General features: G+C 60.8%; 22 protein-coding genes. 9 read left to right on the forward strand and 13 right to left on the reverse strand.

The window, feature by feature from the left end; genetic code table 11:
- The first annotated feature begins 218 nt into the window (after positions 1-218).
- Genes ACIQAL_RS10095 through fhuF form a run of 3 tightly spaced genes read left to right on the forward strand, consistent with a single transcriptional unit; the run spans position 219 to position 3,285 of the window.
- The gene (locus tag ACIQAL_RS10095) at positions 219-959 is read left to right on the forward strand and encodes a response regulator (RefSeq protein ID WP_401144915.1); all 741 of its coding nucleotides are present in this window, start codon (positions 219-221) and stop codon (positions 957-959) included.
- Positions 956-2,596, forward strand: a complete 1,641-nt coding sequence (locus ACIQAL_RS10100) for an ATP-binding protein (protein ID WP_401144917.1) — start codon at positions 956-958, stop codon at positions 2,594-2,596. Before ACIQAL_RS10095 ends, ACIQAL_RS10100 begins: the two co-directional genes overlap by 4 nt.
- Positions 2,554-3,285, forward strand: coding sequence for a siderophore-iron reductase FhuF (gene fhuF / locus ACIQAL_RS10105; RefSeq protein ID WP_401145309.1), 732 nt, complete (start codon positions 2,554-2,556; stop codon positions 3,283-3,285). The genes ACIQAL_RS10100 and fhuF overlap by 43 nt, the downstream gene beginning before the upstream one ends.
- A gap of 180 nt (positions 3,286-3,465) precedes the next feature.
- On the opposite strand, the gene ACIQAL_RS10110 is transcribed toward fhuF, so the two are convergent.
- Together ACIQAL_RS10110 and ACIQAL_RS10115 are read right to left on the reverse strand one after the other, a co-directional pair.
- Positions 3,466-4,221, reverse strand: a complete 756-nt coding sequence (locus ACIQAL_RS10110) for a 4'-phosphopantetheinyl transferase (RefSeq protein WP_401144918.1) — start codon at positions 4,219-4,221, stop codon at positions 3,466-3,468.
- Positions 4,222-4,382: 161 nt separating this feature from the next.
- Complete coding sequence (locus tag ACIQAL_RS10115; RefSeq protein WP_401145311.1) at positions 4,383-5,189, reverse strand: dienelactone hydrolase family protein; 807 nt, start codon at positions 5,187-5,189, stop codon at positions 4,383-4,385.
- Between the two features lie 224 nt (positions 5,190-5,413).
- Between ACIQAL_RS10115 and ACIQAL_RS10120 the strand changes: the two genes are divergently transcribed.
- From ACIQAL_RS10120 to ACIQAL_RS10130, 3 genes are read left to right on the forward strand one after another with little or no spacing between them, the layout of a single operon-like run.
- On the forward strand, positions 5,414-5,668 hold the full coding sequence (locus tag ACIQAL_RS10120; protein WP_401144920.1) for a hypothetical protein: 255 nt from the start codon (positions 5,414-5,416) through the stop codon (positions 5,666-5,668).
- Between the two features lie 57 nt (positions 5,669-5,725).
- Positions 5,726-6,403, forward strand: a complete 678-nt coding sequence (locus ACIQAL_RS10125) for a response regulator transcription factor (protein WP_341962984.1) — start codon at positions 5,726-5,728, stop codon at positions 6,401-6,403.
- On the forward strand, positions 6,400-7,743 hold the full coding sequence (locus ACIQAL_RS10130) for an ATP-binding protein (protein ID WP_401144922.1): 1,344 nt from the start codon (positions 6,400-6,402) through the stop codon (positions 7,741-7,743). Before ACIQAL_RS10125 ends, ACIQAL_RS10130 begins: the two co-directional genes overlap by 4 nt.
- Before the next feature lie 175 nt (positions 7,744-7,918).
- Here ACIQAL_RS10130 and ACIQAL_RS10135 read toward each other — a convergent pair whose 3' ends face one another.
- Positions 7,919-8,917: an AraC family transcriptional regulator gene (locus ACIQAL_RS10135; protein WP_401144924.1), complete on the reverse strand. Its 999-nt coding sequence runs from the start codon at positions 8,915-8,917 to the stop codon at positions 7,919-7,921.
- A 345-nt stretch (positions 8,918-9,262) separates the two neighbouring features.
- Here ACIQAL_RS10135 and ACIQAL_RS10140 point away from each other — a divergent pair, with 345 nt between their 5' ends.
- Together ACIQAL_RS10140 and ACIQAL_RS10145 are read left to right on the forward strand one after the other, a co-directional pair.
- Complete coding sequence (locus ACIQAL_RS10140; RefSeq protein ID WP_401144926.1) at positions 9,263-10,597, forward strand: dicarboxylate/amino acid:cation symporter; 1,335 nt, start codon at positions 9,263-9,265, stop codon at positions 10,595-10,597.
- 268 nt (positions 10,598-10,865) lie between these two features.
- Complete coding sequence (locus tag ACIQAL_RS10145; RefSeq protein ID WP_401144928.1) at positions 10,866-12,047, forward strand: CaiB/BaiF CoA transferase family protein; 1,182 nt, start codon at positions 10,866-10,868, stop codon at positions 12,045-12,047.
- 3 nt (positions 12,048-12,050) lie between these two features.
- On the opposite strand, the gene ACIQAL_RS10150 is transcribed toward ACIQAL_RS10145, so the two are convergent.
- The gene (locus ACIQAL_RS10150) at positions 12,051-12,545 is read right to left on the reverse strand and encodes a SprT family zinc-dependent metalloprotease (protein ID WP_341962992.1); all 495 of its coding nucleotides are present in this window, start codon (positions 12,543-12,545) and stop codon (positions 12,051-12,053) included.
- Positions 12,546-12,766: 221 nt separating this feature from the next.
- Positions 12,767-13,369: a Yip1 family protein gene (locus tag ACIQAL_RS10155; protein ID WP_166596598.1), complete on the reverse strand. Its 603-nt coding sequence runs from the start codon at positions 13,367-13,369 to the stop codon at positions 12,767-12,769.
- A gap of 332 nt (positions 13,370-13,701) precedes the next feature.
- Here ACIQAL_RS10155 and ttcA point away from each other — a divergent pair, with 332 nt between their 5' ends.
- Positions 13,702-14,526, forward strand: coding sequence for a tRNA 2-thiocytidine(32) synthetase TtcA (gene ttcA, locus ACIQAL_RS10160; RefSeq protein ID WP_166596599.1), 825 nt, complete (start codon positions 13,702-13,704; stop codon positions 14,524-14,526).
- A gap of 136 nt (positions 14,527-14,662) precedes the next feature.
- Here the strand turns inward: ttcA and ACIQAL_RS10165 are convergent, their stop codons facing one another.
- The 8 genes from ACIQAL_RS10165 to ACIQAL_RS10200 form a co-directional block, all read right to left on the reverse strand.
- Positions 14,663-15,580 carry a dihydrodipicolinate synthase family protein gene (locus ACIQAL_RS10165; protein ID WP_401144930.1) on the reverse strand — a complete coding sequence of 306 codons (918 nt, stop codon included), beginning with the start codon at positions 15,578-15,580 and terminating at the stop codon, positions 14,663-14,665.
- 99 nt (positions 15,581-15,679) lie between these two features.
- Positions 15,680-16,717, reverse strand: a complete 1,038-nt coding sequence (locus ACIQAL_RS10170) for a trans-3-hydroxy-L-proline dehydratase (RefSeq protein WP_166596601.1) — start codon at positions 16,715-16,717, stop codon at positions 15,680-15,682.
- 183 nt (positions 16,718-16,900) lie between these two features.
- Positions 16,901-17,623, reverse strand: a complete 723-nt coding sequence (locus ACIQAL_RS10175; RefSeq protein ID WP_166596602.1) for an amino acid ABC transporter ATP-binding protein — start codon at positions 17,621-17,623, stop codon at positions 16,901-16,903.
- Positions 17,616-18,266, reverse strand: coding sequence for an amino acid ABC transporter permease (locus ACIQAL_RS10180; RefSeq protein WP_401144933.1), 651 nt, complete (start codon positions 18,264-18,266; stop codon positions 17,616-17,618). Before ACIQAL_RS10180 ends, ACIQAL_RS10175 begins: the two co-directional genes overlap by 8 nt.
- 10 nt (positions 18,267-18,276) lie before the next feature.
- Entirely contained in the window at positions 18,277-18,942 is a 666-nt protein-coding gene (locus ACIQAL_RS10185) for an amino acid ABC transporter permease (RefSeq protein ID WP_166596604.1), read from the reverse strand.
- Positions 18,935-20,704 carry an aconitase X gene (locus ACIQAL_RS10190; protein WP_401144935.1) on the reverse strand — a complete coding sequence of 590 codons (1,770 nt, stop codon included), beginning with the start codon at positions 20,702-20,704 and terminating at the stop codon, positions 18,935-18,937. The genes ACIQAL_RS10185 and ACIQAL_RS10190 overlap by 8 nt, the downstream gene beginning before the upstream one ends.
- 230 nt (positions 20,705-20,934) lie before the next feature.
- Positions 20,935-21,753, reverse strand: coding sequence for a transporter substrate-binding domain-containing protein (locus ACIQAL_RS10195; protein WP_166596606.1), 819 nt, complete (start codon positions 21,751-21,753; stop codon positions 20,935-20,937).
- Positions 21,754-22,138: 385 nt separating this feature from the next.
- The gene (locus ACIQAL_RS10200) at positions 22,139-22,888 is read right to left on the reverse strand and encodes a helix-turn-helix domain-containing protein (protein WP_401145313.1); all 750 of its coding nucleotides are present in this window, start codon (positions 22,886-22,888) and stop codon (positions 22,139-22,141) included.
- Between the last annotated feature and the right edge of the window lie 174 nt (positions 22,889-23,062).

A 23,062-nucleotide genomic window follows, 5' to 3' on the forward strand; every position in this document is an offset into this window, starting at 1 on the left:
TGAGAAACAGGGCGATGCACCTCTCATTCATCAGTGGAGTTCATCCTGTGGGAGCGAATTCATTCGCGAAAAATTGTTCAGACTACAGAGATGTATCGTCTGCCCCATCGATTCGCGAATAAATTCGCTCCCACAGGTGCCAAGTGCGCCCTATGATTTGTCGCCATCCACGATCAACGAACCCTCTATTAATAAGAAGAAACCAGGAGACACGGAACGTGCAGCAAGAACCCTGGCAGGTGCTGATCGTCGAGGATGACCTTCGGCTGGCCGAACTGACCCGCGATTACCTTGAGAACAATGGCCTGCAAGTGAGCCTGGAGGGCGATGGCGCGCGGGCGGCGAGGCGCATTGTCGAGGAGCAGCCGGATCTGGTGATTCTCGACCTCATGCTTCCCGGCGAAGACGGCTTGAGCATTTGCCGCAAGGTGCGCGCCGACTACGACGGGCCGATCCTCATGCTGACGGCCCGGACCGACGACAGCGATCAGGTGTTGGGGCTGGACATGGGCGCCGATGATTTCGTCTGCAAACCCGTGCACCCCCGTGTGTTGCTGGCGCGCATTCATGCGCTGTTGCGGCGCAGCGACACGCCTGAAACCCCTGCGCAAGAATCACGGCGGCTGACCTTCGGTCCTTTGGTCGTGGACAACGCCCTGCGCGAAGCCTCGCTAAACGGCAGCAGCATCGAGCTGACCAGCGCCGAGTTCGACCTGTTGTGGCTACTGGTGAGCAACGCCGGGCGCATTTTATCCCGCGAGGAAATCTTCACCGCCCTGCGAGGCGTCGGTTATGACGGGCAGGACCGCTCCATCGACGTGCGCATCTCCAAGATCCGCCCCAGAATCGGTGACGACCCCATTCACCCGCGGCTGATCAAGACCGTGCGCAACAAGGGTTACCTGTTCGTACCGGAAGCGGCGAAAGAAATGAGCGTCTACGCCCGGGCCGAGCGATGAATTCGATCTTCCTGCGCATTTACGGCGGCATGCTTGGCGTCCTGGTGCTAGTCGCGCTGCTCGGCGTGCTGACGCTGCACCTGGCCAATAAGGTGCGCAGCGAGCAATACCGCGAACAACTGGCCCACGGCACTTTTACCCTGATGGGGGACAACCTCAAGGCGATGGACAGCATTGAACGCACCCGCGCCTTGGCGGTGTGGGAGCGTTTGCTGGGCATTCCCCTCGAACTGGAAACCGCCGAACAGGCGCATCTGGAGGGCGGGGCGCGCAATCGTCTGAGCCGCGGTCAAGTGGTGGTCGAACAGACCGGCCCCCATGCCGCCCGTGTGTTTCGCGAAGTCGAACCAGGCGCCCCCGGTAAACCCGGCAGTGCCTTGCTGTTGACCGGCGAGGTGCAGCAGATCAGCGAACAACTGGCCCGTGCGACGATTTTTCTGCTGCTCGATGAATTGGTGCGGTTCCCCGTCGATGAACAGCCGGTGCGCCTGGAAACCCTGCGCGTGAGCAAGGGCTTTGGCTTCGACATGCACCTGATCAAGCTGGAAAAGGCCGACGTGGACGACGACCAGCGGCGGCGCATCGACGAAGGCGACACGGTGATGGCTCTGGGCAAGGGCGGCGATTCGATCCGCGTCCTGTCCGGCGTTGGCGAAACCCCGTGGGTGCTGGAAATTGGCCCGCTGTACCAGATGAATCCCTATCCGCCCGAGCTGCTGGTGCTGATCGCATTCCTTGGGCTGTGTCTGATCGGTTTGGTGGTGTACCTGTTGGTGCGTCGGCTGGAGCGTCGTCTGCGAGGGCTGGAAGCGGCGGCCACGCAGATCGCCCAGGGCAGCCTGGAAACCCGCGTGCCGGAAACCGGCGCCGACTCGGTGGGGCGGCTGGCCTCGGCGTTCAATGGCATGGCCGAGCATTTGCAGCGTTCATTGACCATTCAGCGCGAACTGGTGCGTGCTGTGTCTCACGAGCTGCGCACGCCGGTGGCCCGCCTGCGTTTCGGCCTGGAGATGATCAGCGATGCCAGCACCCCGGAAGCGCGGCACAAGTACCTGGTCGGGATGGACAACGACATTCAGGACCTCGACAAGCTGGTGGACGAGATGTTGACCTATGCGCGGCTGGAGCAGGGTTCGCCGACCCTGAGTTTTCAGCGTGTCGACCTCGAAGCCTTGATCGATCAGGTCATCACCGAACTGGCGCCGCTGCGCGCCAATGTGCGGGTGTCGCGTGGGATTTGTGTTTCCGTCAACGAGGACGCCTTGGAAGGCGATGAAGCCTGGGTCGAGGCCGAACCGCGTTATCTGCACCGGGCCTTGCAGAATCTGGTGAGCAACGCGATGCGTCACGCTGAGTCCGAGGTGCGTATCGGCTTTCAATTGAGTCAGGCGCGTTGCCGCATCGATGTTGAAGACGACGGTCCCGGTGTCCCGGAAACCGCATGGGAGCGGATTTTTACGCCGTTCATGCGCCTGGACGACAGCCGGACGAGGGCGTCGGGTGGCCATGGGTTGGGGCTGTCGATCGTGCGGCGCATCGTGCATTGGCACGGCGGACGGGCGTTGATAGGTCGCAGCCAGGCATTGGGCGGCGCCTGTTTCAGCCTGACCTGGCCCCGCCAGCAGGGGGATGTGTGACGCAGGACATCTTTGAAGGGCCTTTCGCGGGATTCGGCAAAACCTGGGTGCAGGATGGTGCGCGCCCTGTGATTCCGCTGCCGGAGTTGTTGTGCGACGAGATGCTGGATCGGCTGCTGATGCAGGTCTACGGCCCGGAACTGATGCCCGAGAATCTCCCGGTGCTGGTGTCGCAGTGGTTCAAGTTCTACGCCATGCAGTTGATTCCTCCGGTCGTGGTGGCGAGTCTGGTGAAGAGGGTGAGCTGGCCCTTGGCGCTGGATCAACTGGCGTTTGCCCTGCATGAGCGGGGTGTTCTGGATGGCGTGAGGTTTGAGGGCGAGGCTTTCCAAACGTCCAATTCGCAAGACCCCTTCGAGCGTTTTGCCCCATTGCTGGATAACCTGCAACAGGTGATCGAGCGGCTGAGTGCCTATGGCGGCCTCGCATCGGCGGTGTTGTGGAGCAGCGCCGGGGATTATCTGGAGACCTGTTTGCGGCAACTAGTGCAGGTTGATGCTGCGGCTGCGGGGTTGGGGTATCGCTTGTTGCATGAACGGTTTCGGTCCGATGGGACGCGCAATCCGCTCTACAACACGATTACCTATAAAGAAGTGACTAATGGGCCGCCGGTTCGGCAGCGGCGCAGTTGTTGTTTGAGCCACCGGGTGGACTGGGTCGGGCGGTGTGAGCATTGCCCGTTGGGATGACCCCCCCCTAAAGACCGTAGGAGCTGGCTTGCCTGCGATCGGCCCAGGGTCGCGTCCGACCGCAGCGGCAGTAAATCCGGCTAGCGGGGTGTATCTGATCCAACCGAGTCGTCTGGTTTGCTGCCGGTGCCCGGCAGATCGCAGGCAAGCCAGCTCCTACGGCCTTCGGCCAGAATCAAATCAAGCAGCTATCGCCACCAGACTCAACAACTGCCCCCCCTCCACGCTGAACTGCGCGTCGAGTTCCTTCCCACTGCGCCATTCCTCCGACAACTCAATCTTCAATCTCAGCCTGGCCGTGCCCGTTTCCGTCCAGCCCAACAATTCAGCATCTTCGAAATAGAAGCGCTTGAGCACGATGGGGTAAAGTGCCTTGAACAGCGCTTCCTTGAGGGAGAAGGTCAAGGTCACATGCAGCGCGATCTGGTGTTCGGGGCCGGCGGCCATGCGTTGCAGTTCGTCGGCAGTGAGGATTTCCCCGGCGAGTCTTGAGGCCCGCTCGCGGGTCATTAACTGTTCGACGTCCATGCCCAGCCCGCGCCAGTGCTGTGTGTTCGCCACGATGGCGGCGGCCCACCCGGTGCTGTGGGTGATCGAGCCGCACAGGTCGTTCGGCCAGATCGGGGCGCGATCTTCGCCAATCAAGGGCACGTGCTGACGGCCGTCAAGCCGGTACATCGCTTCCCGTGCGCAGAGGCGTCCCGCGAGAAATTCGGTCTGACGTTTGGCGACCGAGCGTTGAATGTTGGCGGGTGGTTCGATCAAGCAGCGCTGGAAGTCGCCGTCGACGAGCTTTTGCGGGTCGAACGGGGTGCTGACCAAAACCACGTTGGCCAATGGAAATGGAAGCGGCCAGTGAGCGGTGAGGGTAGGGCAGCAGTCAGGGAGGTTTGGCGTCATGGGCGGCATTGTGCCGTGGGATCGTTTGGTTGTCATGGGAACCGGGCATTGAGCCCAATGGCAGAGATCAGCCTGTGGGAGTGAGCTTGCTCACGAAGGCGATATTCCAGTTGCCCCAAAATCACTGACTGCACTGGCGCTTTCGCGAGCAAGCTCACGCCCACAGAGACGAGATTCAATCCGAATCTCGGATCGACTTACAACGTCGAATTCTTCGCAAACTGTTCTTTCAGGAACGCCTTCATGTCAGCCCACGAGCTCATGTCGGCGGTCTGGTTGTAGCCGATGTCCGGACCGCCATGGTCGCCGTGGCTCAGCTTGTCGGCGTCGGGATTGGTAAAACCGTGCTTGGCGCCGTCGATGCCGACGAATTTGTAGTCAACCTTGGCGGCGTCCATTTCCTTCTTGAAGTCCGCGACGTTCTGCGGGGTGACCATGGTGTCGCCATTGCCGTGTTCAATCAGCATCGGCGTTTTGGTCACCCCTTCCTTGGCTGGGGTTTTGGTGGTCAGCGCGCCATGGAAACTAACGACGGCGGCCAAGGGTTCCCCACGACGTGCCGCGTCCAATACCACGCCACCGCCGAAGCAGTAGCCGATGGCGGCGATTTTTTGCGGATTGGTTTCAGGCTGCTTCTTCAACTGCTCAAGGCCCGCGTCGAAGCGCTTGGCCGAAGCGCCAGCGTCTGCGGTGGCAGCTTGCATGAAGGCCATGGCGTCTTTCGGGTGTTCGGTGTTTTTGCCTTCGCCGTACATGTCGATGGCCATGGCGCTGTAGCCCAATACGGCCAGATCGCGGGCGCGACGCTTGGCGTAATCGTTCAGGCCCCACCATTCATGCACCACCACGATGCCCGGACGCGGACCCTTGATCGCGTCGTCGTAAGCGTAATAGCCCACCAACCTGGTGCCGTCGGCGGCCTGATAGTCGAGGGTGCGGGTTTTCACTTCGGCCTGGGCCAGTCCAGCCAGGCACATGAGCGTGAGGGCCATCAGTAAACGCATGGAACGCATGTCTCTCTCCTTTTCGGGGGTGTCCCCTTTTAGAGGGCTTGATCTTGAGGGCTTCGCCTGGCGTTGAGCCTAGACGATTGTGCCGTACAGGTTCCGACCCGTGCGGTACATATGTGTTCAGCCGAGGTTCAGAACGTGTTCAGGAGGGGTTCAGCGCTGGCTGCGTATTCTCGGCCCCGTACCCACCAAGGCGCCTGGCGCCGGAGGACCTGCACATGCCGACGATGAACAAGCTCTTTCTGGCGCTGGCGTTTCTGGGTGGCACCGCCGCCGCACACGCCACCGAAGCCCGTCCCGACGTGTCCCGTGCCGATACGGCGAGAAACAGCAAGAAACTGAGCGGGATAATGATGCCGAGCGCGACTAAACTGTCCGACGCCGCACCGGCGATGAGCGGGGCCTACGTATCGCAGTCGGCCAGCTTGACTCAAGGGCCGGACAATTATTTGCCCGTTCATCACCGGTTGTAAGCCGTCAGCGTTCAAGGATCATCAAGCGAGAGGTATGAATGTGCCTGGGAGTGCGTCATGAAACTGCTGGTTGTCGAAGATGAAGCCCTGTTGCGCCATCACTTGCAGACCCGCCTGACCGAAAGCGGTCACGTGGTCGAAGCGGTGGGCAATGCTGAAGAGGCGCTGTATCAAGCGGGGCAGTTCAATCACGATCTGGCGGTGATCGACCTTGGCCTGCCGGGCATAGGCGGGCTCGACCTGATTCGTCAGCTGCGTGCGCAAAACAAGGCCTTTCCGATCCTGATTCTCACCGCGCGCGGCAACTGGCAGGACAAGGTCGAAGGGCTGGCCGCAGGCGCTGACGACTACGTGGTCAAGCCGTTTCAGTTCGAGGAACTGGAAGCGCGCATGAACGCCTTGCTGCGTCGGTCCAGCGGCTTCACCCAATCGACGATCATTGCCGGGCCACTGACGCTGGACCTCAATCGCAAGCAGGCGTCGATGGACGAACAGCCGCTGGCGCTGACCGCTTACGAATACCGGATTCTTGAATACCTCATGCGCCACCACCAACAGGTGGTGCCGAAAGAGCGTCTGATGGAGCAGTTGTACCCGGACGACGACGAGCGTGACCCGAACGTGATCGAGGTGCTGGTCGGGCGCCTGCGCCGCAAGCTCGAAGGCGCTGACGGCTTCAAGCCTATCGACACCGTACGAGGCCTGGGTTACCTGTTCACTGAGCGCTGTCGATGATTCGATCGCTCCGCGTCCGGCTGATGCTGGCCGCCGCCACCCTGGCGGTCATCTTCATGCTGTTGATGTTGCCTGCGTTACAGAGCGCCTTCAGCCTGGCGCTCGAAAGCTCCATCGAGAAACGCCTGGCGTCGGACGTCACGACGCTGATTTCCGCTGCCCGGGTCGAAGACGATCGGCTGATGATGCCGACGCTGCTCCCCGGCGAACAATTCAGCCTGCCCGACAGCCGCCTGCTCGGGTACATCTATAACCGGGCCGGCAAACTGGTCTGGCGTTCTCGCGCCACCGAAGACGAAGCCATCGACTACCAGCCGCGCTACGACGGGCTGGGCACCGAGTTCGCCAAGATCCGTCAGGCGGACGGCGAAGAATTCTTCGTGTATGACGTGGAAATCAAGCTGCTCGGCGGGCGCAATGCGGCCTACAGCATCGTGGCCGTGCAGCCCGTTCGCGAATACCAACAAACCATTTCCGGCCTGCGCGAGAAGCTGTACCTGGGCTTTGGCGGCGCCTTGTTGGTGTTGCTGATTTTGTTGTGGGTCGGCCTGACGTGGAGTCTCCGGGCGCTCAAGGGCATGAGTCAGGAACTGGACCAGGTCGAAGAGGGCTCGCGGGAAGGTCTCAGTGAAAAGCACCCCAGCGAACTGCTGCGCTTGACCGGCTCCCTCAACCGCCTGCTGCGCAGCGAGCGCGAGCAGCGGACGCGTTACCGCGACTCCCTCGGTGACTTGGCCCACAGCCTGAAAACGCCGCTGGCCGTGTTGCAGGGCGTCAGCGAGAACATCGCCAAGCGCCGGGAAGACCTTGAGCAAGCGCGCATTCTGCAGTCACAGATCGAGCGCATGAGCCAACAGATCGGCTATCAATTGCAACGCGCGAGCTTGCGCAAGAGTGGGTTGGTACGCCATCACGTGGCCTTGAAGCCTGTGGTCGAGAGTTTGTGCAACACGCTGGAGAAGGTCTATCGCGACAAACGGGTCAATGTCACGTTTGACTTGCCGGACGACAGCCAGGTGCAAATGGAGGAGGGCGCGTTGCTGGAAATGCTCGGCAACCTGCTGGAAAACGCCTATCGCCTGTGCTTGGGCGAAGTGCGGGTGAGCTGGCAGCCGTCGGTGATGGGCGACGTGTTGCTCATCGAAGACGACGGTCCCGGTGTGCCGCAAAGCCAGCGTGCACGGATTCTGGAACGCGGTGAGCGGCTAGACCGGCAGAATCCGGGGCAGGGGATCGGGTTGGCGGTGGTCAAGGACATCATCGAAAGCTACGGCGCGCAGTTGACGCTGGGCGAGTCGGATCTGGGGGGCGCGGCGTTCAGGATTCAGTTTGCGATTTGACGCGAGGGCCGCGATCACGCGTAGTCTTTTTGGGAGATGCCGGAAGTTACGACGGCAGCGACGGCGTTCTGTCTGATCCATCGCTTTCGCTGCCGTCGTAACCTCCGGCGTCTCCCACAGGTATGGCGTAAACCTGCAGACATCTCTCAGGTCGCTCCTTCAGGGTGAATGAGCGTTAAATCTCCTGCGCGCGATACGCCCCCGGTGTCAGCCCGGTCCACTTCTTGAACGCGCGATGAAACGCCGACGGCTCGGAAAAGCCCAATTGCTCGGCGATCTCCTGCAGGGAAAGGTCTGCCTGCCCCAGGTGATAAATCGCCATGTCTCGCCGCAACTCGTCCTTTAACCCCTGAAAGCTCGTGCCTTCTTCGCGCAGGTGGCGGCGCAGGGTCTGGGGGCTGATGTGCAGGTGATCGGCGGCGGTTTCCAGGTCTGGCCAGCGATGGCAGTCCCGGCTTAGCAATCTACGCAACTGGCTGCTGAGGCTGTCGCCCTCGTCCGGACGCGCCAACAAGTCAGCGGGGGAGCGTTCGAGAAAGCGCTTCAGCGTGCGCTCGTCCTGTAACAGCGGCAGGTCGAGGTAGCGGGCGTGAAAGGTCAGCGCGGTTTGCGGGGCATCGAACTGGATCGGGCAATAGAACAGCAGGTCGTATTCGGCGCTGTGGGCGGGGGCGGGGTAGGCGAACGTGGCCTGTTCCAACCGGATGCGTTGCCCGATCAGCCAACTCGCCAGCCGGTGCCAGATGACCAACAGCGACTCGCTGAGAAAGTGCGCCGGATCGCGCAGGCTTGAGTCGTCCAGACACAACCGGACCCCGTCGCCATCCCGTTCCAGGCTCAAGCGTGGGGCGTCCGGAAACAGTCCATAAAACAAGAAGCCCCGCTGCAGCGCCTTGTCCAGGGTGCGGCAGTGAATCACCGCGTGGCACATCATCGCGAAGGTGCCGCGTTTGCTCGGGGCGAGCCCAAACCCCATGAATTCATCGTCCAGCGCCCGCCACACCCGTTGAATCAGACGTGCGAACTGCTCCGGGGCGATCCGCGCCCGAGGCTCGTTCAACAGTTCGGGCTGAATGCCCGCCTGCTCGAGAATCGGCGCGCAATCGAGCTGATAGCGCTGTGCACCTTGAAGCACGGCGCGGGCGAAATGGCTGGCGATGGTTCGATGGCGCATGACAGGCCCGTTGATCTTCACGTGGCGAACGGATGAATGGCCGATAGTAGGCAGTGGCAAAGGGATGTCACAAGGCGGATACCCGCCAATGACCGGGCTATTTTGTCGGGAATGGGCGGAAATCCGCCACCGCTGAATCGAATTGTTGGCTACCGTTAATCGAGCAGTCCATGCCGTTCGGGGCTTCCGGTGATTTTTAGAAAGATGGCACGGTGATTGCGATAGAGGGCGCAGAGGTCTGCCGCGCGCAGCTCGACAAAAACAAATCCCTCCGAGCAGGTGGGTTCGCACTTTAGGCGTCGGTGTATCAGGAATGACACGCGCGATGCTCTTGAGGAAACTGCAATGACGACTCGTCAGCCAATCTACAAATCCCTGTATGCCCAGGTGATCGTTGCAATCATCATTGGTATCGCACTCGGTCACTGGTATCCCGAAACTGCCGTTCAGCTCAAACCGTTTGGTGACGCGTTCATCAAACTGATCAAAATGGTCATCGCCCCCATCATCTTCTGCACCGTCGTCAGCGGTATCGCTGGCATGCAGAGCATGAAATCCGTGGGCAAGACCGGCGGTTACGCGCTGCTGTACTTCGAAATCGTTTCGACCATCTCGCTGATCATCGGCCTGGTCGTGGTCAACGTCGTTCAGCCGGGCGTTGGCATGCACATCGACCCTGCCACTCTGGACGCGTCGAAAATCGCTTCCTACGTGACCGCGAGTAAGGATCAGACCGTCGTCAACTTCCTGCTCAACGTGATTCCGGGCACTATCGTCGGCGCGTTCGCCAACGGCGATATCCTGCAAGTGCTGATGTTCTCGGTGATCTTCGGTTTCGCCCTGCATCGCCTGGGTGCCTACGGCAAGCCGGTGCTGGACTTCATCGACCGCTTCGCTCACGTCATGTTCAACATCATCAACATGATCATGAAGCTGGCCCCGCTGGGTGCACTGGGCGCCATGGCCTTCACCATTGGCGCTTACGGTGTGAGCTCGTTGGTGCAACTGGGCCAACTGATGCTGTGCTTCTACATCACGTGCCTGCTGTTCGTGCTGGTGGTGCTGGGCGCTATCGCTCGCGCACACGGTTTCAGCGTCCTGAAACTGATCAAGTACATCCGCGAAGAGCTGCTGATCGTGCTGGGTACTTCCTCGTCTGAGTCCGCACTGCCTCGCATGCTGATCAAGATGGAGCGTCTGGGCGCGAAGAAATCCGTCGTGGGTCTGGTCATCCCGACCGGCTACTCGTTCAACCTGGACGGTACTTCGATCTACCTGACCATGGCGGCCGTGTTCATCGCTCAAGCGACTGACACCCACATGGACATCACCCACCAGATCACCCTGCTGGCCGTTCTGCTGCTGTCCTCCAAAGGCGCTGCCGGTGTCACCGGTTCGGGCTTCATCGTGTTGGCCGCGACCCTGTCGGCTGTCGGTCACCTGCCGGTGGCCGGTCTGGCGCTGATCCTGGGTATCGACCGCTTCATGTCCGAAGCCCGCGCCCTGACCAACCTGGTGGGTAACGCGGTTGCCACCCTGGTAGTCGCCAAGTGGGTGAAAGAGCTGGACGTGCCGCAAATGCAGGCCGAGCTGGCCTCCGGTGGCCGTGCCATCGAAGAAACCCGCCCTGAAGACGACCTGGGCGTGGCCGAAGGCCCTGCTTCGGTAGGCCGTTCTTAATCAGTTAGCCTCGCGCTGAACTGAAAAGCCCGCCCACGGGAAACCGGGGGCGGGCTTTTTGTTGGATGACCGATTCAAAATAATGCGCAATCCCTGTAGGAACGAATTCATTCGCGAGAGGCCGGTACATTCGATGGGTTTTTGTCGGATGTACAACCGCTTCGCGAATGAATTCGCTCCCACAGGGATTTGCCTCCACAGGCCTCATTGCCCCATTGAATGCGCCGACCTACGCTGTCCCACATCACTGATGCCAAGGGAAGCTCGCATGCACGGTCCGTTGTCCTCGCTCAACATCCTCGATTTCTCTACGCTTCTGCCCGGCCCGTTTGCCTCGCTGTTGTTGGCGGACATGGGCGCTGAGGTGTTGCGCATCGAATCCCCGACCCGGCCCGACCTGGTGCGCGTCATGCCGCCTCACGATCAAGGCGTTTCCGCAAGCCACGCCTACCTCAATCGCAACAAGCGCAGCCTGGCGCTGGACCTTAAGCAGCCCGAGGCGGTGGCGGTGGTCAAGCGGCTGGTCGCACAGTACGACATTGTTTTGGAACAGTTTCGTCCTGGCGTCATGGAGCGGCTGGGGCTTGGGTATGAAGCCCTCAGGGCGATCAATCCGAAGCTGATTTACGTTTCGATCACCGGTTACGGGCAGACAGGGCCGTACCGTCAGCGTGCCGGGCACGACATCAACTACCTGGCCATCGCGGGGCTGGCGAGCTACACCGGCCGCAAAGACAGCGGCCCGTTGCCACTAGGCATGCAAGTGGCTGACATTGCGGGTGGCTCGCTGCACGGCGTGATCGGTTTATTGGCGGCCGTGGTGGCGCGGCAGCAAACCGGGTTGGGGCAGTTCGTCGACATCAGCATGACTGACTGCGCCTTCAGCCTGAATGCCCTGGCAGGGGCCGGGGCGCTGGCCGCTAACGTTGAGCCTCAGCCTGAAGGCAACTGGCTCAACGGCGGCGGCTTTTACGACCACTACCGCAGCCGAGACGGGCGCTGGTTTTCGGTCGGCAGCCTGGAACCCGCATTTGTGCGGACGCTGTGCGAGACGCTAGGCCGACCCGAATTGGCGAAGCTCGGTTTATCCCCCGAGCCGGTGGATCATCGGGCCCTCAAACGGGAATTGCAGATCGAATTCGAGCGACGCGGCTTCGACGAACTTGAGGCGCTATTCGCTGGGGTGGACGCGTGCGTCGAGCCGGTGTTGAGCCTGTCCGAGGCCGCGCAGCATCCACAATTGCAGGCGCGGCAGGTCGTGACGCAGGTGCCTCGGGGCGATGGCACTTCGCAGCCGCAGATGGCCTGCCCGGTGAAGTTTTCCGAAGGCTTGCCCGCGCCCCGGCACATTGGCGTCTCGGTGGGCGCGCACAGCGATCAGGTGTTGCGGGAAGCAGGGTTCAGCGAGCAGGAAATAAGCGCGTTGCGGGCAGCGGGTGCCGTGGCGTGACGGTCATTCCACCCGTGTCTCGCCGCTGAACACCAGAATCTCCCGGCAGCGACGGCACAGATAACGGCGCCCCTTGCGGACCAGCTTGTGCCGCTGCACCGAGAACGGGAAATCGCTTTCCGGGCACGGGCAGCGGTAGATGTAGCGGGTGACGCTGCGCCGCTGGATTTCGTAGGTGTGGCAACGGTTGGGCGGCAGTTCGTACACGCCACGCATGATCAGCTGCCATTCCTCGCCGTGGGGCTGAATGGTGTCGCCGAACAGTTGATGGGCCACCAAGTGCGCGACTTCGTGGGCCACGGTCTGGCGCAGGAAATCTTCGCTGTTTTCGCGGTACAGCTGCGGATTGAAGCGCAGCAGGTTTTCATGCAGATGCGCGACACCCGCCTTCTGGCCGCGCAGCTTGAGGCTGACGACAGGGCGTTTGAAGGGGCGTTTGAAAAAATCTTCGGCTTGTTGGTAACAGGATTCGACGCGGGTATTGAGTTGCTCAAGCATGCTTCATCGGTCTCCAGAGGAGGCGAGTATGCCGCAAAGCAGGGGCAGGCCGAAAACTGAAGCTGCCGAATGGTCGTTCAGAGCACCCGATTTGTCGGCATCCCACGACCTGTAGGAGCGAATTCATTCGCGAGACGGTCATACATCCGACAAATATCCATCGAATGTACGGGCCTCTCGCGAATGAATTCGCTCCTACAGGTCCATCGAGAAACTGGCGATCAATTCGTATACTCAGGCCCCACTCCGACGCCCCACAGCACCACCGTGAACGCCATGATTGCCACCAGCACCACCAGACCCACCGCCAGCACGGAACTGGAAAACATGAAGCCTTCATCCGGATGGATATTCATGAACACCGGCAGTCCCACGTACAGCAGGTAAACCGTGTAGCAGACCGCCGCCAGGCCGACCATCATCCCCAGCCACATGTGGGGGTAGAGCGCCGCGAGTCCGCCGATGAACAGCGGTGTCGCGGTGTAGGTGGCAAAGGCCACGCAGCGGGCGAGGCTGGGGCTGGCGTCGTAGGTGCGGGCCATCCAGTGAATGAACCCGCCCATCACCGCCACCCCGGCCAGCATGGCGATGTAGGACATGAGCGTCATCCAGACCGCGCTTTCGCTGGTCAGCATCACCGGCGCACGATTGCCGATGACCCAGCCCACCTGCGTGGTGCCGATGTAAGCAGACACGGCAGGGATCGCCGCCAGAATCAGGGTGTGGGTGAGGTACATGTGGCCGATGGTTTCTTCTTCCTCGCCACGTATCTGTTGCCATTCTTGATCGGGGTGTGTGAACAGCCCCAAAACGTGATGGATCATGCCCGTAACTCCTCATCATGGATGCCGTCGCGCCTGATTGCCTGATGCCGTCAGGGCAAGGCCACAATCTCAACAAGGGGAAATGCATGGCTGCGACCTCTCTGGGAGTATAGGAACCTGAGAGGCTGGAAAAACCGGGGCGTTAGAGTAATTGGCGCGTTCAAGGCGGGTGTTAATAGCGGAAGGTGATCAGCCGACCAGTGTGACCGGATGAACGGCGTGGTTCATCGTCCATCGTGTTACAGGACCGACAGGCATTACCAGTCGTAACGTTTATGCGTAAAATACCGGCCCTTTCTTCCCCCACGTCACAGCGAGCGGACCACAGCGCCATGGGCACCCTTTCAGTCAATCAGAACAAACTGCAGAAACGTCTGCGTCGGCTTGCAGGCGAGGCAGTGGCCGATTTCAACATGATTGAAGAGGGCGACAAGGTGATGGTCTGCCTGTCTGGCGGCAAGGACAGCTACACCATGCTCGACGTGCTGCTGCATTTGCAGAAAGTCGCGCCGATCAAGTTCTCCATCGTCGCCGTGAACATGGACCAGAAACAGCCGGGGTTTCCCGAGCACGTCCTGCCTGCTTATCTGAAAGAGCTGGGCGTCGAGTATCACATCGTCGAGAAAGACACCTACTCGGTCGTGAAGGAGTTGATTCCGGAAGGCAAGACCACCTGCTCGCTGTGTTCGCGCCTGCGTCGCGGCACGCTCTACACCTTCGCGGATGAAATCGGCGCGACCAAGATGGCCCTCGGTCACCACCGCGATGACATCGTCGAGACCTTCTTTCTGAACATGTTCTTCAACGGCACGATCAAGGCCATGCCGCCAAAACTGCGCGCCGACGATGGCCGTAACGTGGTGATTCGCCCGCTGGCCTACTGCGCGGAGAAAGACATCCAGGCGTATTCGGACATGAAGCAATTCCCGATCATCCCGTGCAACCTGTGCGGCTCGCAGGAAAACCTGCAACGCCAGGTGGTCAAGGACATGCTTCAGGAATGGGACCGCAAGACCCCGGGCCGTTCGGAAATGATCTTCCGAAGTCTGCAAAACGTCGTGCCGTCGCAACTGGCGGACCGCAACCTGTTCGACTTCACGAGCCTGAAGATCGACGAAACCGCAGCGTCGCGTTTTGTGAATGTGGTGAATATCTAAGCAACAAGACATATCCCCAGTGGGAGCGAATTTATTCGCGAGAGGTCGGTACAGCCGATAGAGAGGTATCGGATGATATTCCGCATCGCGAATGAATTCGCTCCCACAGGGTTTACCGTCGTCTGACTGTCAGGTCTTACAACCCTACCTCCGGCAACACCGGCTTGTTCGCCAGTGCCGTCTTCATCAGCCCCTCCACGTACTCACGATCACTGTCCGGCAGCGCCAGGCGCGGTGGGCGGGTGAGGGCGCTGCCGCGTTGCATGATGGCTTCGCACAGCTTGATGCACTGCACCAGGTCCGGGCGTGCATCCAGGTGCAACAGCGGCATGAACCACTCGTAAAGCGCCATCGCCTCAGCGAAACGTCCGGCCTTGGCCAAACGGAACAGGGTTTCACCCTCTTTCGGGAAGGCGTTGGACATGCCCGACACCCAGCCCACCGCGCCCACGGCGACGCTCTCCACCAGCACGTCATCCAGCCCGGCGAACAGCACAAAGCGGTCGCCCACCTCGTTGCGCACGTCGATGAAGCGGTTGGTGTTACCCGACGAATCCTTGAAGCAGACGATGTTGTCGCAGTCGGCCAGGGAAATCAGGATGTCCGGCGTCACATCGTTCTTATAAATGGGCGGGTTGTTGTAGACCATCATCGGCAGGTCGCAGGCGGCCGCGACGGTGCGGAAATGCGCGGCGGTTTCGAAGGGTTTGGAGGAATACACCAGCGCGGGCATCAGCATGATCCCGTCGGCCCCGGCCTTCTGCACGTCTTTTGCCACGATGCTGGCGTTGGCGCTGGTGAACTCGGCGATCCCGGAAATCACCGGCACCCGACCCGCCGACGCGTCTTTCGCGGCTTCGACCAGGCTGATTTTCTCCGACACGCTGAGGGATGTGTTCTCACCCACCGTGCCGCAAATGACCAACCCCGACACGCCATCCCGTACCAGGTTGGCAATCACCTTGTGGGTCGCCTCCAGGTTGAGGGAAAAATCTTCGTTGAACTGTGTGGTGACGGCAGGGAAGACACCGTTCCAGGATACGGATTGACTCATGACTGACTCCTTTTCGGGATGGAAAGTATTTCGTATACGTTTTGGTTTGGGCGTAAAACGCCCGGTTAAAAATCTGTGACGCCGGACGTTGGGGTTTATCTAAAGTTTGAGACCCACCGGCCAGGTATCGGTCAGCTTGTAACCCTCCGGCCATGGATCGCTCGGGTCGAGCATGTGCTGATGGGTCCCTGTGATCCACGCACGCCCCGACAGGCTCGGGACGATTGCAGGCCGTCCGGCGACTTCGGTCACGCGCTGAATCTTGCAATGAAACTCCGAGCCGATGATCGAGCGGCCAATGAAGCGCTCGCCCACCTTCAACTGACCCTTGGCATGCAGCACCGCCAGTCGCGCTGAACACCCCGTGCCACAGGGCGAGCGGTCGATCTTGCCGGGGCGGATCACCACCGCATTGGCGGCATTGGCCACGCCACCGTCGTAGTTCACGGGCGCGGCGATCTGGCAGAAGGAAATGTGGTTCCAGTCCTTGTTCAGCGGGTGGGTGAAGCCCAGTTGTTCGTTGGCGGCCTTCGTTATTTTGAGGCCGGTTTCCACCAGGTCCTTGGCCTCGTCGGCGGTCAGCGAAAAGCCCAGTTTCGTCGAGTCAACAATGGCGAAGCTGTCGCCGCCATAGGCGGTGTCGACCTGAATCGACCCCAGCCCCGGCACCTCGATCCACACGTCGAGCTGATCGGCGAAGGAGGGGTGGTTGTGCACTTCGACACTCTGGACCTTGCCGTCACGGCATTGGGCGATGGCTTCGATCAGCCCGCCCGGCGCCTCCAGAATCAGGCGGGTTTCCGGCTCGGTCATCGGCAGGATGCCGCTGTCCAGCAGCACGGTCGCGACGCACAGCGAGTTGGAGCCGGACATCGGCGGGACGTCGGCGGGTTCCATGATGATCCAGCCCATTTGCGCCTTCGGGTTCTTGGGCGGCACCAGCAGGTTGACGTGACGGAACACCCCGCCGCGCGGCTCGTTGAGCATGAAATTGCGCAGCACGTTGTCCTTCTCGATCCAGCGCGACTGCTCCCAGATCGTATCGCCCGGTGGTGGGGCGACTCCGCCGACGATGACGTCGCCGACTTCACCTTCGGCGTGACAACTGACTACGTGGATCACTTTCGATGAGCGCATGCTTTAAAGCCCTCCTGTCGAACTCGGTTGGTCTGACGAAACTGCACCACCTGTGGGAGCGAATTCATTCGCGAATAAAGGGTACAGACGAAATTTTTGTGTCGGCTGTACCGGCCAATCGCGAATGAATTCGCTCCTACAGGTTTGATCTCCACACGCCTGTGCAGCGAGGCATTGGTTTCTTCAATTAATCGACCGCAAAAAATCCGCCGTTTCAGGCCGTTGCGGATTGCCAATCACCTGATCCGGCGTGCCGATTTCATGCACCAGCCCGTTACGGAAAAACGCCACACGGTCCGACACATCGCGGGCGAACCGAATCTCGTGGGTCACCAGAATCATCGTCATGCCGTCTTCGGCGAGCATGCGCATGGTGTCCAGCACTTCGCCCACCAGCTGCGGGTCGAGGGCCGAGGTGGCCTCGTCGAACAGCATGTAATTCGGCGACATCGCCAGCGCCCGGGCAATCGCCATACGTTGTTGCTGGCCACCGGAAAGCTTGCCGGGGAAGACCTTGAGCTTGTCGCCCAGGCCCACGTGTTTCAGCTGCTTGACTGCCAGCGCCTCGGCCTCTTCCTTGCTTTTGCCCAGCACGGTGCGCGGGGCGAGCATCACGTTTTCCAGCACGGTCAGGTGCGGGAAGGCGTTCCACTGCTGAAAGACAATGCCGATCTTCTGCCGCAGCTTGTTGATGTCGGTGCTCTTGGCGTGCACTTCGGTGCCGTCCACGCGAATGCTGCCGCTCTTGATCGACTCCAGGCCGTTGATGCACATCAGCAGCGTCGACTTGCCCGAACCCGAGCCGCCGATGATCGACACCACTTCGCCTTTCTCCACCTGCAAGCTCACGCCCTTGATGACTTCAAGCTCGCCAAAGGATTTGTGTACGTTGTCGATCTCAATCATTTTCCTGCCACCTCGTTTCCAGGCGCGCACCCAGGCGGGCGATCACCAGACTCATGACGTAGTAAATGAGGCCTGCGATGCACAGCACCAGCAGCGGTTCTTGAATGCGCGTGACGATGGTCTGCGAGGCGCGCAGCAGTTCGACAATGCCGATCCACATCACCAGCGCGGTGTCCTTCATCACTGACAGCAACAGGTTGACCCAACCGGGGAAGGCCACTCGGGTCGCCATCGGCATGACGATCTGGCGCAGGTCCTGCCAGTAACTCAGGCCCAGCGAACGACTGGCGCGGCGTAGCGTGAGCGGGACCGACAGCACGCCGCTGCGGACGATCTCGGTGCAGTACGCGGCGACGTAAAGACCGAGTACGATGCACGCGACGGTGAAGGCGCTCCAGTTAAGCCCGGCGATGCTTTTCAGAGCGTTGAACAACACGAACTGGATCAGCAACGGCACGCTGCGAAACACGTCGAGCAGCCACGCCAATGGAATCGTGCTGCGTGGCAGCAACGCCCGGGCCATGCCGCAGACGACCCCGGCCAGGGTGCCAATGAGCATCGAGACGATGGTCAGCAAAATGGTGATCCACGCTCCTTGAAGCATGAACTGTAGATCGCCCCAACTGAATGTGCTGTTGAACATGGTCGATCCCTCAATACCGGAACAGGCGCCACGACAGCAGCCGCGCCACGGCCACGATCAGTTTGGCGATCAGGTAATACAGCACCGCCGCGATGGCGAAGAACTCGAAGGTGCGGAAGGTCTTGACGTTGTAGTCCTGGGTCACGCCAGTGAGGTCGTTGTTCAGGCCGACGATTACCCCCATGGACGTCATCAGCACGGCCCAGACCATCTGGTTGGTCAGCGGGTAGTAGACGATGCGCAGCAATTGCGGGATGACGATCAGCCGGTAGGCCTGGGGTGCGCTCATGCCCAGCGAGCGGGCGGCGCGCAATTGGGTATCCGGCACGGCCTTCAAACCGCCACGGAAGTTTTCCGCCAGATAACCCGCGTTATTAATGGTGATCCCCGCCAGCAGCGCGACCCACGAACTCACGTGCAAGCCGAACGAGCCCAGACCGAAGTAGAGGATGTAAACCTGAAACAGCGACGGGGTGTTGCGGGCAATCGAGATCCAGGTGGCGGCGAAGCCCCGGAATATCGGGTTTTTGCCCTGACGCATGAACACCAGAAACAGCGCGATGGTGACCCCGAGAATCATCGACAGGGCCGCCGTCTGGAAGGTGACGACAGCGCCGTCGAGCATGTCCGGCAAGGCTTTGAACGCAGCGCGCCAGTGGAAGTTGTAATCAAACATGCGCCAGCGCCTCCGCCTTTTCGGCGGCGTGCAACCACACCGGCAGGCGCCCGCTCGCAACGCCCGTGCAGGCGCTCTCGACACATTCGGCCAGGCTGGCGAAGTGCACGCGACGCCCCACCAGACCCGGTGCGTAGTGCGCGTATTTGCCAGAGTTGGTCATCAGGTTGCGCGCTTTCGGAGGAATCACCGGTTCACCGAGCATGCACCAGCAAGTGTCGGTCACGAACTGCACGCCGAAGGTTTCCAGCGTCGCGACATGGCCTGCCTGTTGTGCGCGTTCGAGGGTCGCCCGGCCGCATGTGATGACCACCGCGATGCTGTCGAGCTTGCGCCGGCCTTGGCAAAGGCGGGCGAGGGTGGCGCATTCGCTCAGAGAGAAATGCGGATTGCCCAAGGTCACGGCGTCCACGTCGGGGCTTTGTGCGCTGTTCAGTTCGCGCCAGCTGTGCAGCAGGTCAAGGTCGCTGATGCTGAATGCCTTGTCTGGCGGATGTCCGCCAAGGGCCAGTTCAACGGTGGCCGCTTCCGGGGTAACGCCTGCGATATGAAACATCGGTGCAGCGGACGTGGTGGCGAAGGCCGCGCCGAAAGCTTTCAGGTCATCGAGGGTCGGCGCCTTGTGTTCCAGGCCGCAGATGACCGGGATGTTGGCGCCGCAGAGCAGACCGACGTGATAGCCGAGCAACGGGTAGAAACTGTCGTCCAGCTCGCCGACATCGGGCACGTCAATGCGCAGCGTTGCCAGCCGTTGTTGCGTCAGGTGACAGCCGATTTTTGGCGCACGGCCAGTGAGGGCGATGCAGATGTCGAGGTAATCCGGGTATTTCAGAGTGCGCGCGCCGATCACGCTATTGGCGTAGACGACCGCGTTGGATTCGGCCCAGACGATTTGCTCACCCAGCTCCGGCGCGCTGTCCAGCAGGTAGGGTGCGCAGGTGAAACTGACGCGGGCGCCCATATCCAGATAGGCGTCGCCCAGTTGGCTGGACGGCTCGCCCAGCGCCGGGTCCACGCCCAGCTCGCGCCAGCGGCGCTTGTCCACGGAGATGGAGTTGAGGGTGGTCGGAACGCGGACTTTCGCGTCCCAGTCCACCAGTTGCCGGGCGAAGCGCAGGCTGGCAGGACCGGTGTAAATGCAGCCGTCGATGTGCGCCTGGGTGATGTCCAGCAATTCGGTCGCGCCTTGCAGCTCGGCCATGCGCAGGATGATGCCCATCGCCACTTGCGCGGCCTTGCCGTAGGCGCCGTCGAGAAAGCCCTGGTCCATTTCGGTCAGGGTGATCTTGCTGTGCAGCGCGGTTTTCTGGACGGGCGAACGGGGTGCCATTGCAGGCGGAGCACTGTCGAAAGCGGTGACACGCGCGTCTTCGACGCGTAGGAATTTCACCTCACGCAAGGCGGCAAAACCCGCTTCGCCGAGGCTGATGACCGGGATCGAATGCCCGAACATCTGCTCGGCGACCAGCACGCCGAGGGTCAGAATGTCCTCGACCCGTTCGAACACTAACGCGGCGGGGGCATGGCCGTTGAGGATCAGTTCCAGCAACACGCTGCTGCCGGTGCACGACCCGCGCCCGCTGGGAATCGCCAGCACTTTGCCAGTGATGATTTGGCCGCTGAGGGGGTGATGCCGGTCGATCACCTCTCCGGTAAACGGCTCGACCCCGCCCCAGAAACTCAGGCCCATGTCGGCGTACAACAACGCGCCCTGGGCACTGCCTGCCACCAGACACCGACCGTTCAACGAAACTTCAGACATCGTGGGCTCCTAAGAAGGGATGGGCCACCGGAGTATTGCGGTGAATCATCAATCTGTGGGAGCGAATTCATTCGCGAAAAAAGGGCACAGACGATATTTCTGCGTCGGCTGTACCGGCCCATCGCGAATGAATTCGCTCCCACAGGTTCGATTGCGATCGTTCCCACGCGCCGCTTTTGATCGTTCCTACGCAGAGCGCGGGAACGATCCTGTCGGGGGGATCGCCTCGATCAGTAATAAACCCCGGGAACGGTCAAGTTGGCAGGTTTGATTTCATCACCCACCCACTTCTTCCACAATTCGTCGTAACGACCGGTGCGCACCTGTTGGTTGACGAACAGGTTCAGGTAATGGATCAGGCCATATTCGTTACGCTTGGCCGCCAGCGACACGTAATCGATCACGTAAGGCGCATTGCCCGCGACTTTAAGACCTTTGTATTTGCCGGATTTGAGGGTCGCGGCGGCCACGGTGTTGGTGACCACGGTCGCATCGATGTGGCCTTGGGCGACGGCGAGGATGGTGTCGTTCTGGGTCTGATAGGCGCGGAAGCTGCCGGTGCCCCAGGCTTTCTGGTCTTTCTCCAGGGCAATGGCTTCATAGGTGCCGCTGGTGTTGCCGACGTTCTTGCCCTTGAGGTCTTCGTATTTGGTAATGCCGGTGTTGTCGCGGGTCAGCACCACCATCTGGAACGCGAAGTAGGGAATGGTCATCGCCACGGTCTTGGCGCGTTCGAGGGTGTCGGAGGTCGAGGCCACGATCACGTCGGCGCGCCCGGACACCAACGCTGGAATACGATCCGGAAACGGCGTCTCGACCACTTCGGCCGTCACCCCCAGCACCTTCGCCAGATCGTTGCAGTAATCGACGTCAAATCCGACCGGGTTGTTCTTGTCATCCCGCGAGCCCATCGGCGGGAAATCCAGGGTCACCGCGCAGCGCAATTTCCCGGAGTCGATGATGTCATCGAGCTTGTCGGCGAAGGCCACGTTGATGAAGGAGGAACTCATGACGGCGAGGAGGGCTACTGCAACAGCATGCTTTTTCATAGAAGCCTCGTTGGATGCAAGTAAGGAAACGGCCGGATAAGTAATTTCGTATACGATATTTTCTATGCATGGGGCGTGCCCGTTTGGCCACTACGAGCGTAGGCGCTTTGAATCAGTGGGTTGTGAGCGGTGAGTGATTTTTGTATGGGACGCGGGTGTTACATAAAGGAGCAAAAATCTGGGGAGTGCTTCATAGATGCACGTTGCGAAAGCCCAAGGCCGGGATTCCAGGAGGAGCCCGTGGGAGCTGGCTTGCCTGCGATCTGCCGGGCACCGGCAGTAAATCCTGCGCACGCGGCGTTCCAGGCTAACCCGAGTTATCAGGTTTCACTGTCGCTTCGCAACAGATCGCAGGCAAGCCAGCTCCTACGGGCTTCGCCCAGAATCAAGGGTCACTCTGCGACTCACGGTATTCACTCGGCGACACCCCGGTCAGCGCGCGAAACTGCCGACTGAACGCACTGTGATCGGTGTACCCGCAGCGCAGTGCCACGTCGGTAATCGACAGGTCTTCACGCAGCAAGCGCGAAGCCTCCCCAAGCCGGGCCTTGTGAATCATCTGCCGGGGCGTGAGCTGAAAGATGCGTTTGCAGTGCCGTTCCAGTTGCGCAATGGAAAGCCCGGCGATGGCGGTCAGTTCGTGGAGCGTGATCGGTCGGGAAAAGTGCTCACGAATGTAGGCATCGACCTCGGCCAGCTTCTGATACGCCGGGTGCGATTGCAGGATTTGCAGGTCCCGCGAGATGCCCGCCAGGCCGATGATCACGCCTTGGTCATCGCGCAAGGCAATCTTGTGGGTCAGGCACCAGATCGGTTGATTGCTGTAATACAGGTGCAGCTCCAGTTGATCGTTCAGCTGCCTGCCATCCGCCAGCACGCGCCGATCTTGCGCGGTGTACAACGGGCCGAAACGGGCGGGGAATACATCCTCGGCGGTGCGGCCCAGCAGATCGTGTTTTTCCTTGAAGCCGCAGCGCTGCACCAGCGTCTGATTGACCATCGCGTAACGGGCCTGCGCGTCTTTCACGAAAAACACCACGCCCGGAATGGCATCGAGCAACGGGGCGACCCGATCAAGGCTGGTGAGCAGATGATCGAGATCGTGCAGGGACGAAGTGGGTAGCAGGTCGATCATGTTCACGGGGGAGCACGCGGCATCAGAGGGACGAGGTCGATGATGCGGTATATGAAGTGTGACGCCTAGTCGAGATCGCGCTTCTGGCCGAAGGCCGTGGGAGCGTTGCTTGCTCGCGATCGGCTGCGAAGCAGTCGTGAAACCTGACATCGCGGTGTGCCTGACCCACCGCAT

Source organism: Pseudomonas sp. NPDC088368, assembly GCF_044753445.1.
GTDB classification, from domain to species: domain Bacteria; phylum Pseudomonadota; class Gammaproteobacteria; order Pseudomonadales; family Pseudomonadaceae; genus Aquipseudomonas; species Aquipseudomonas bambusae.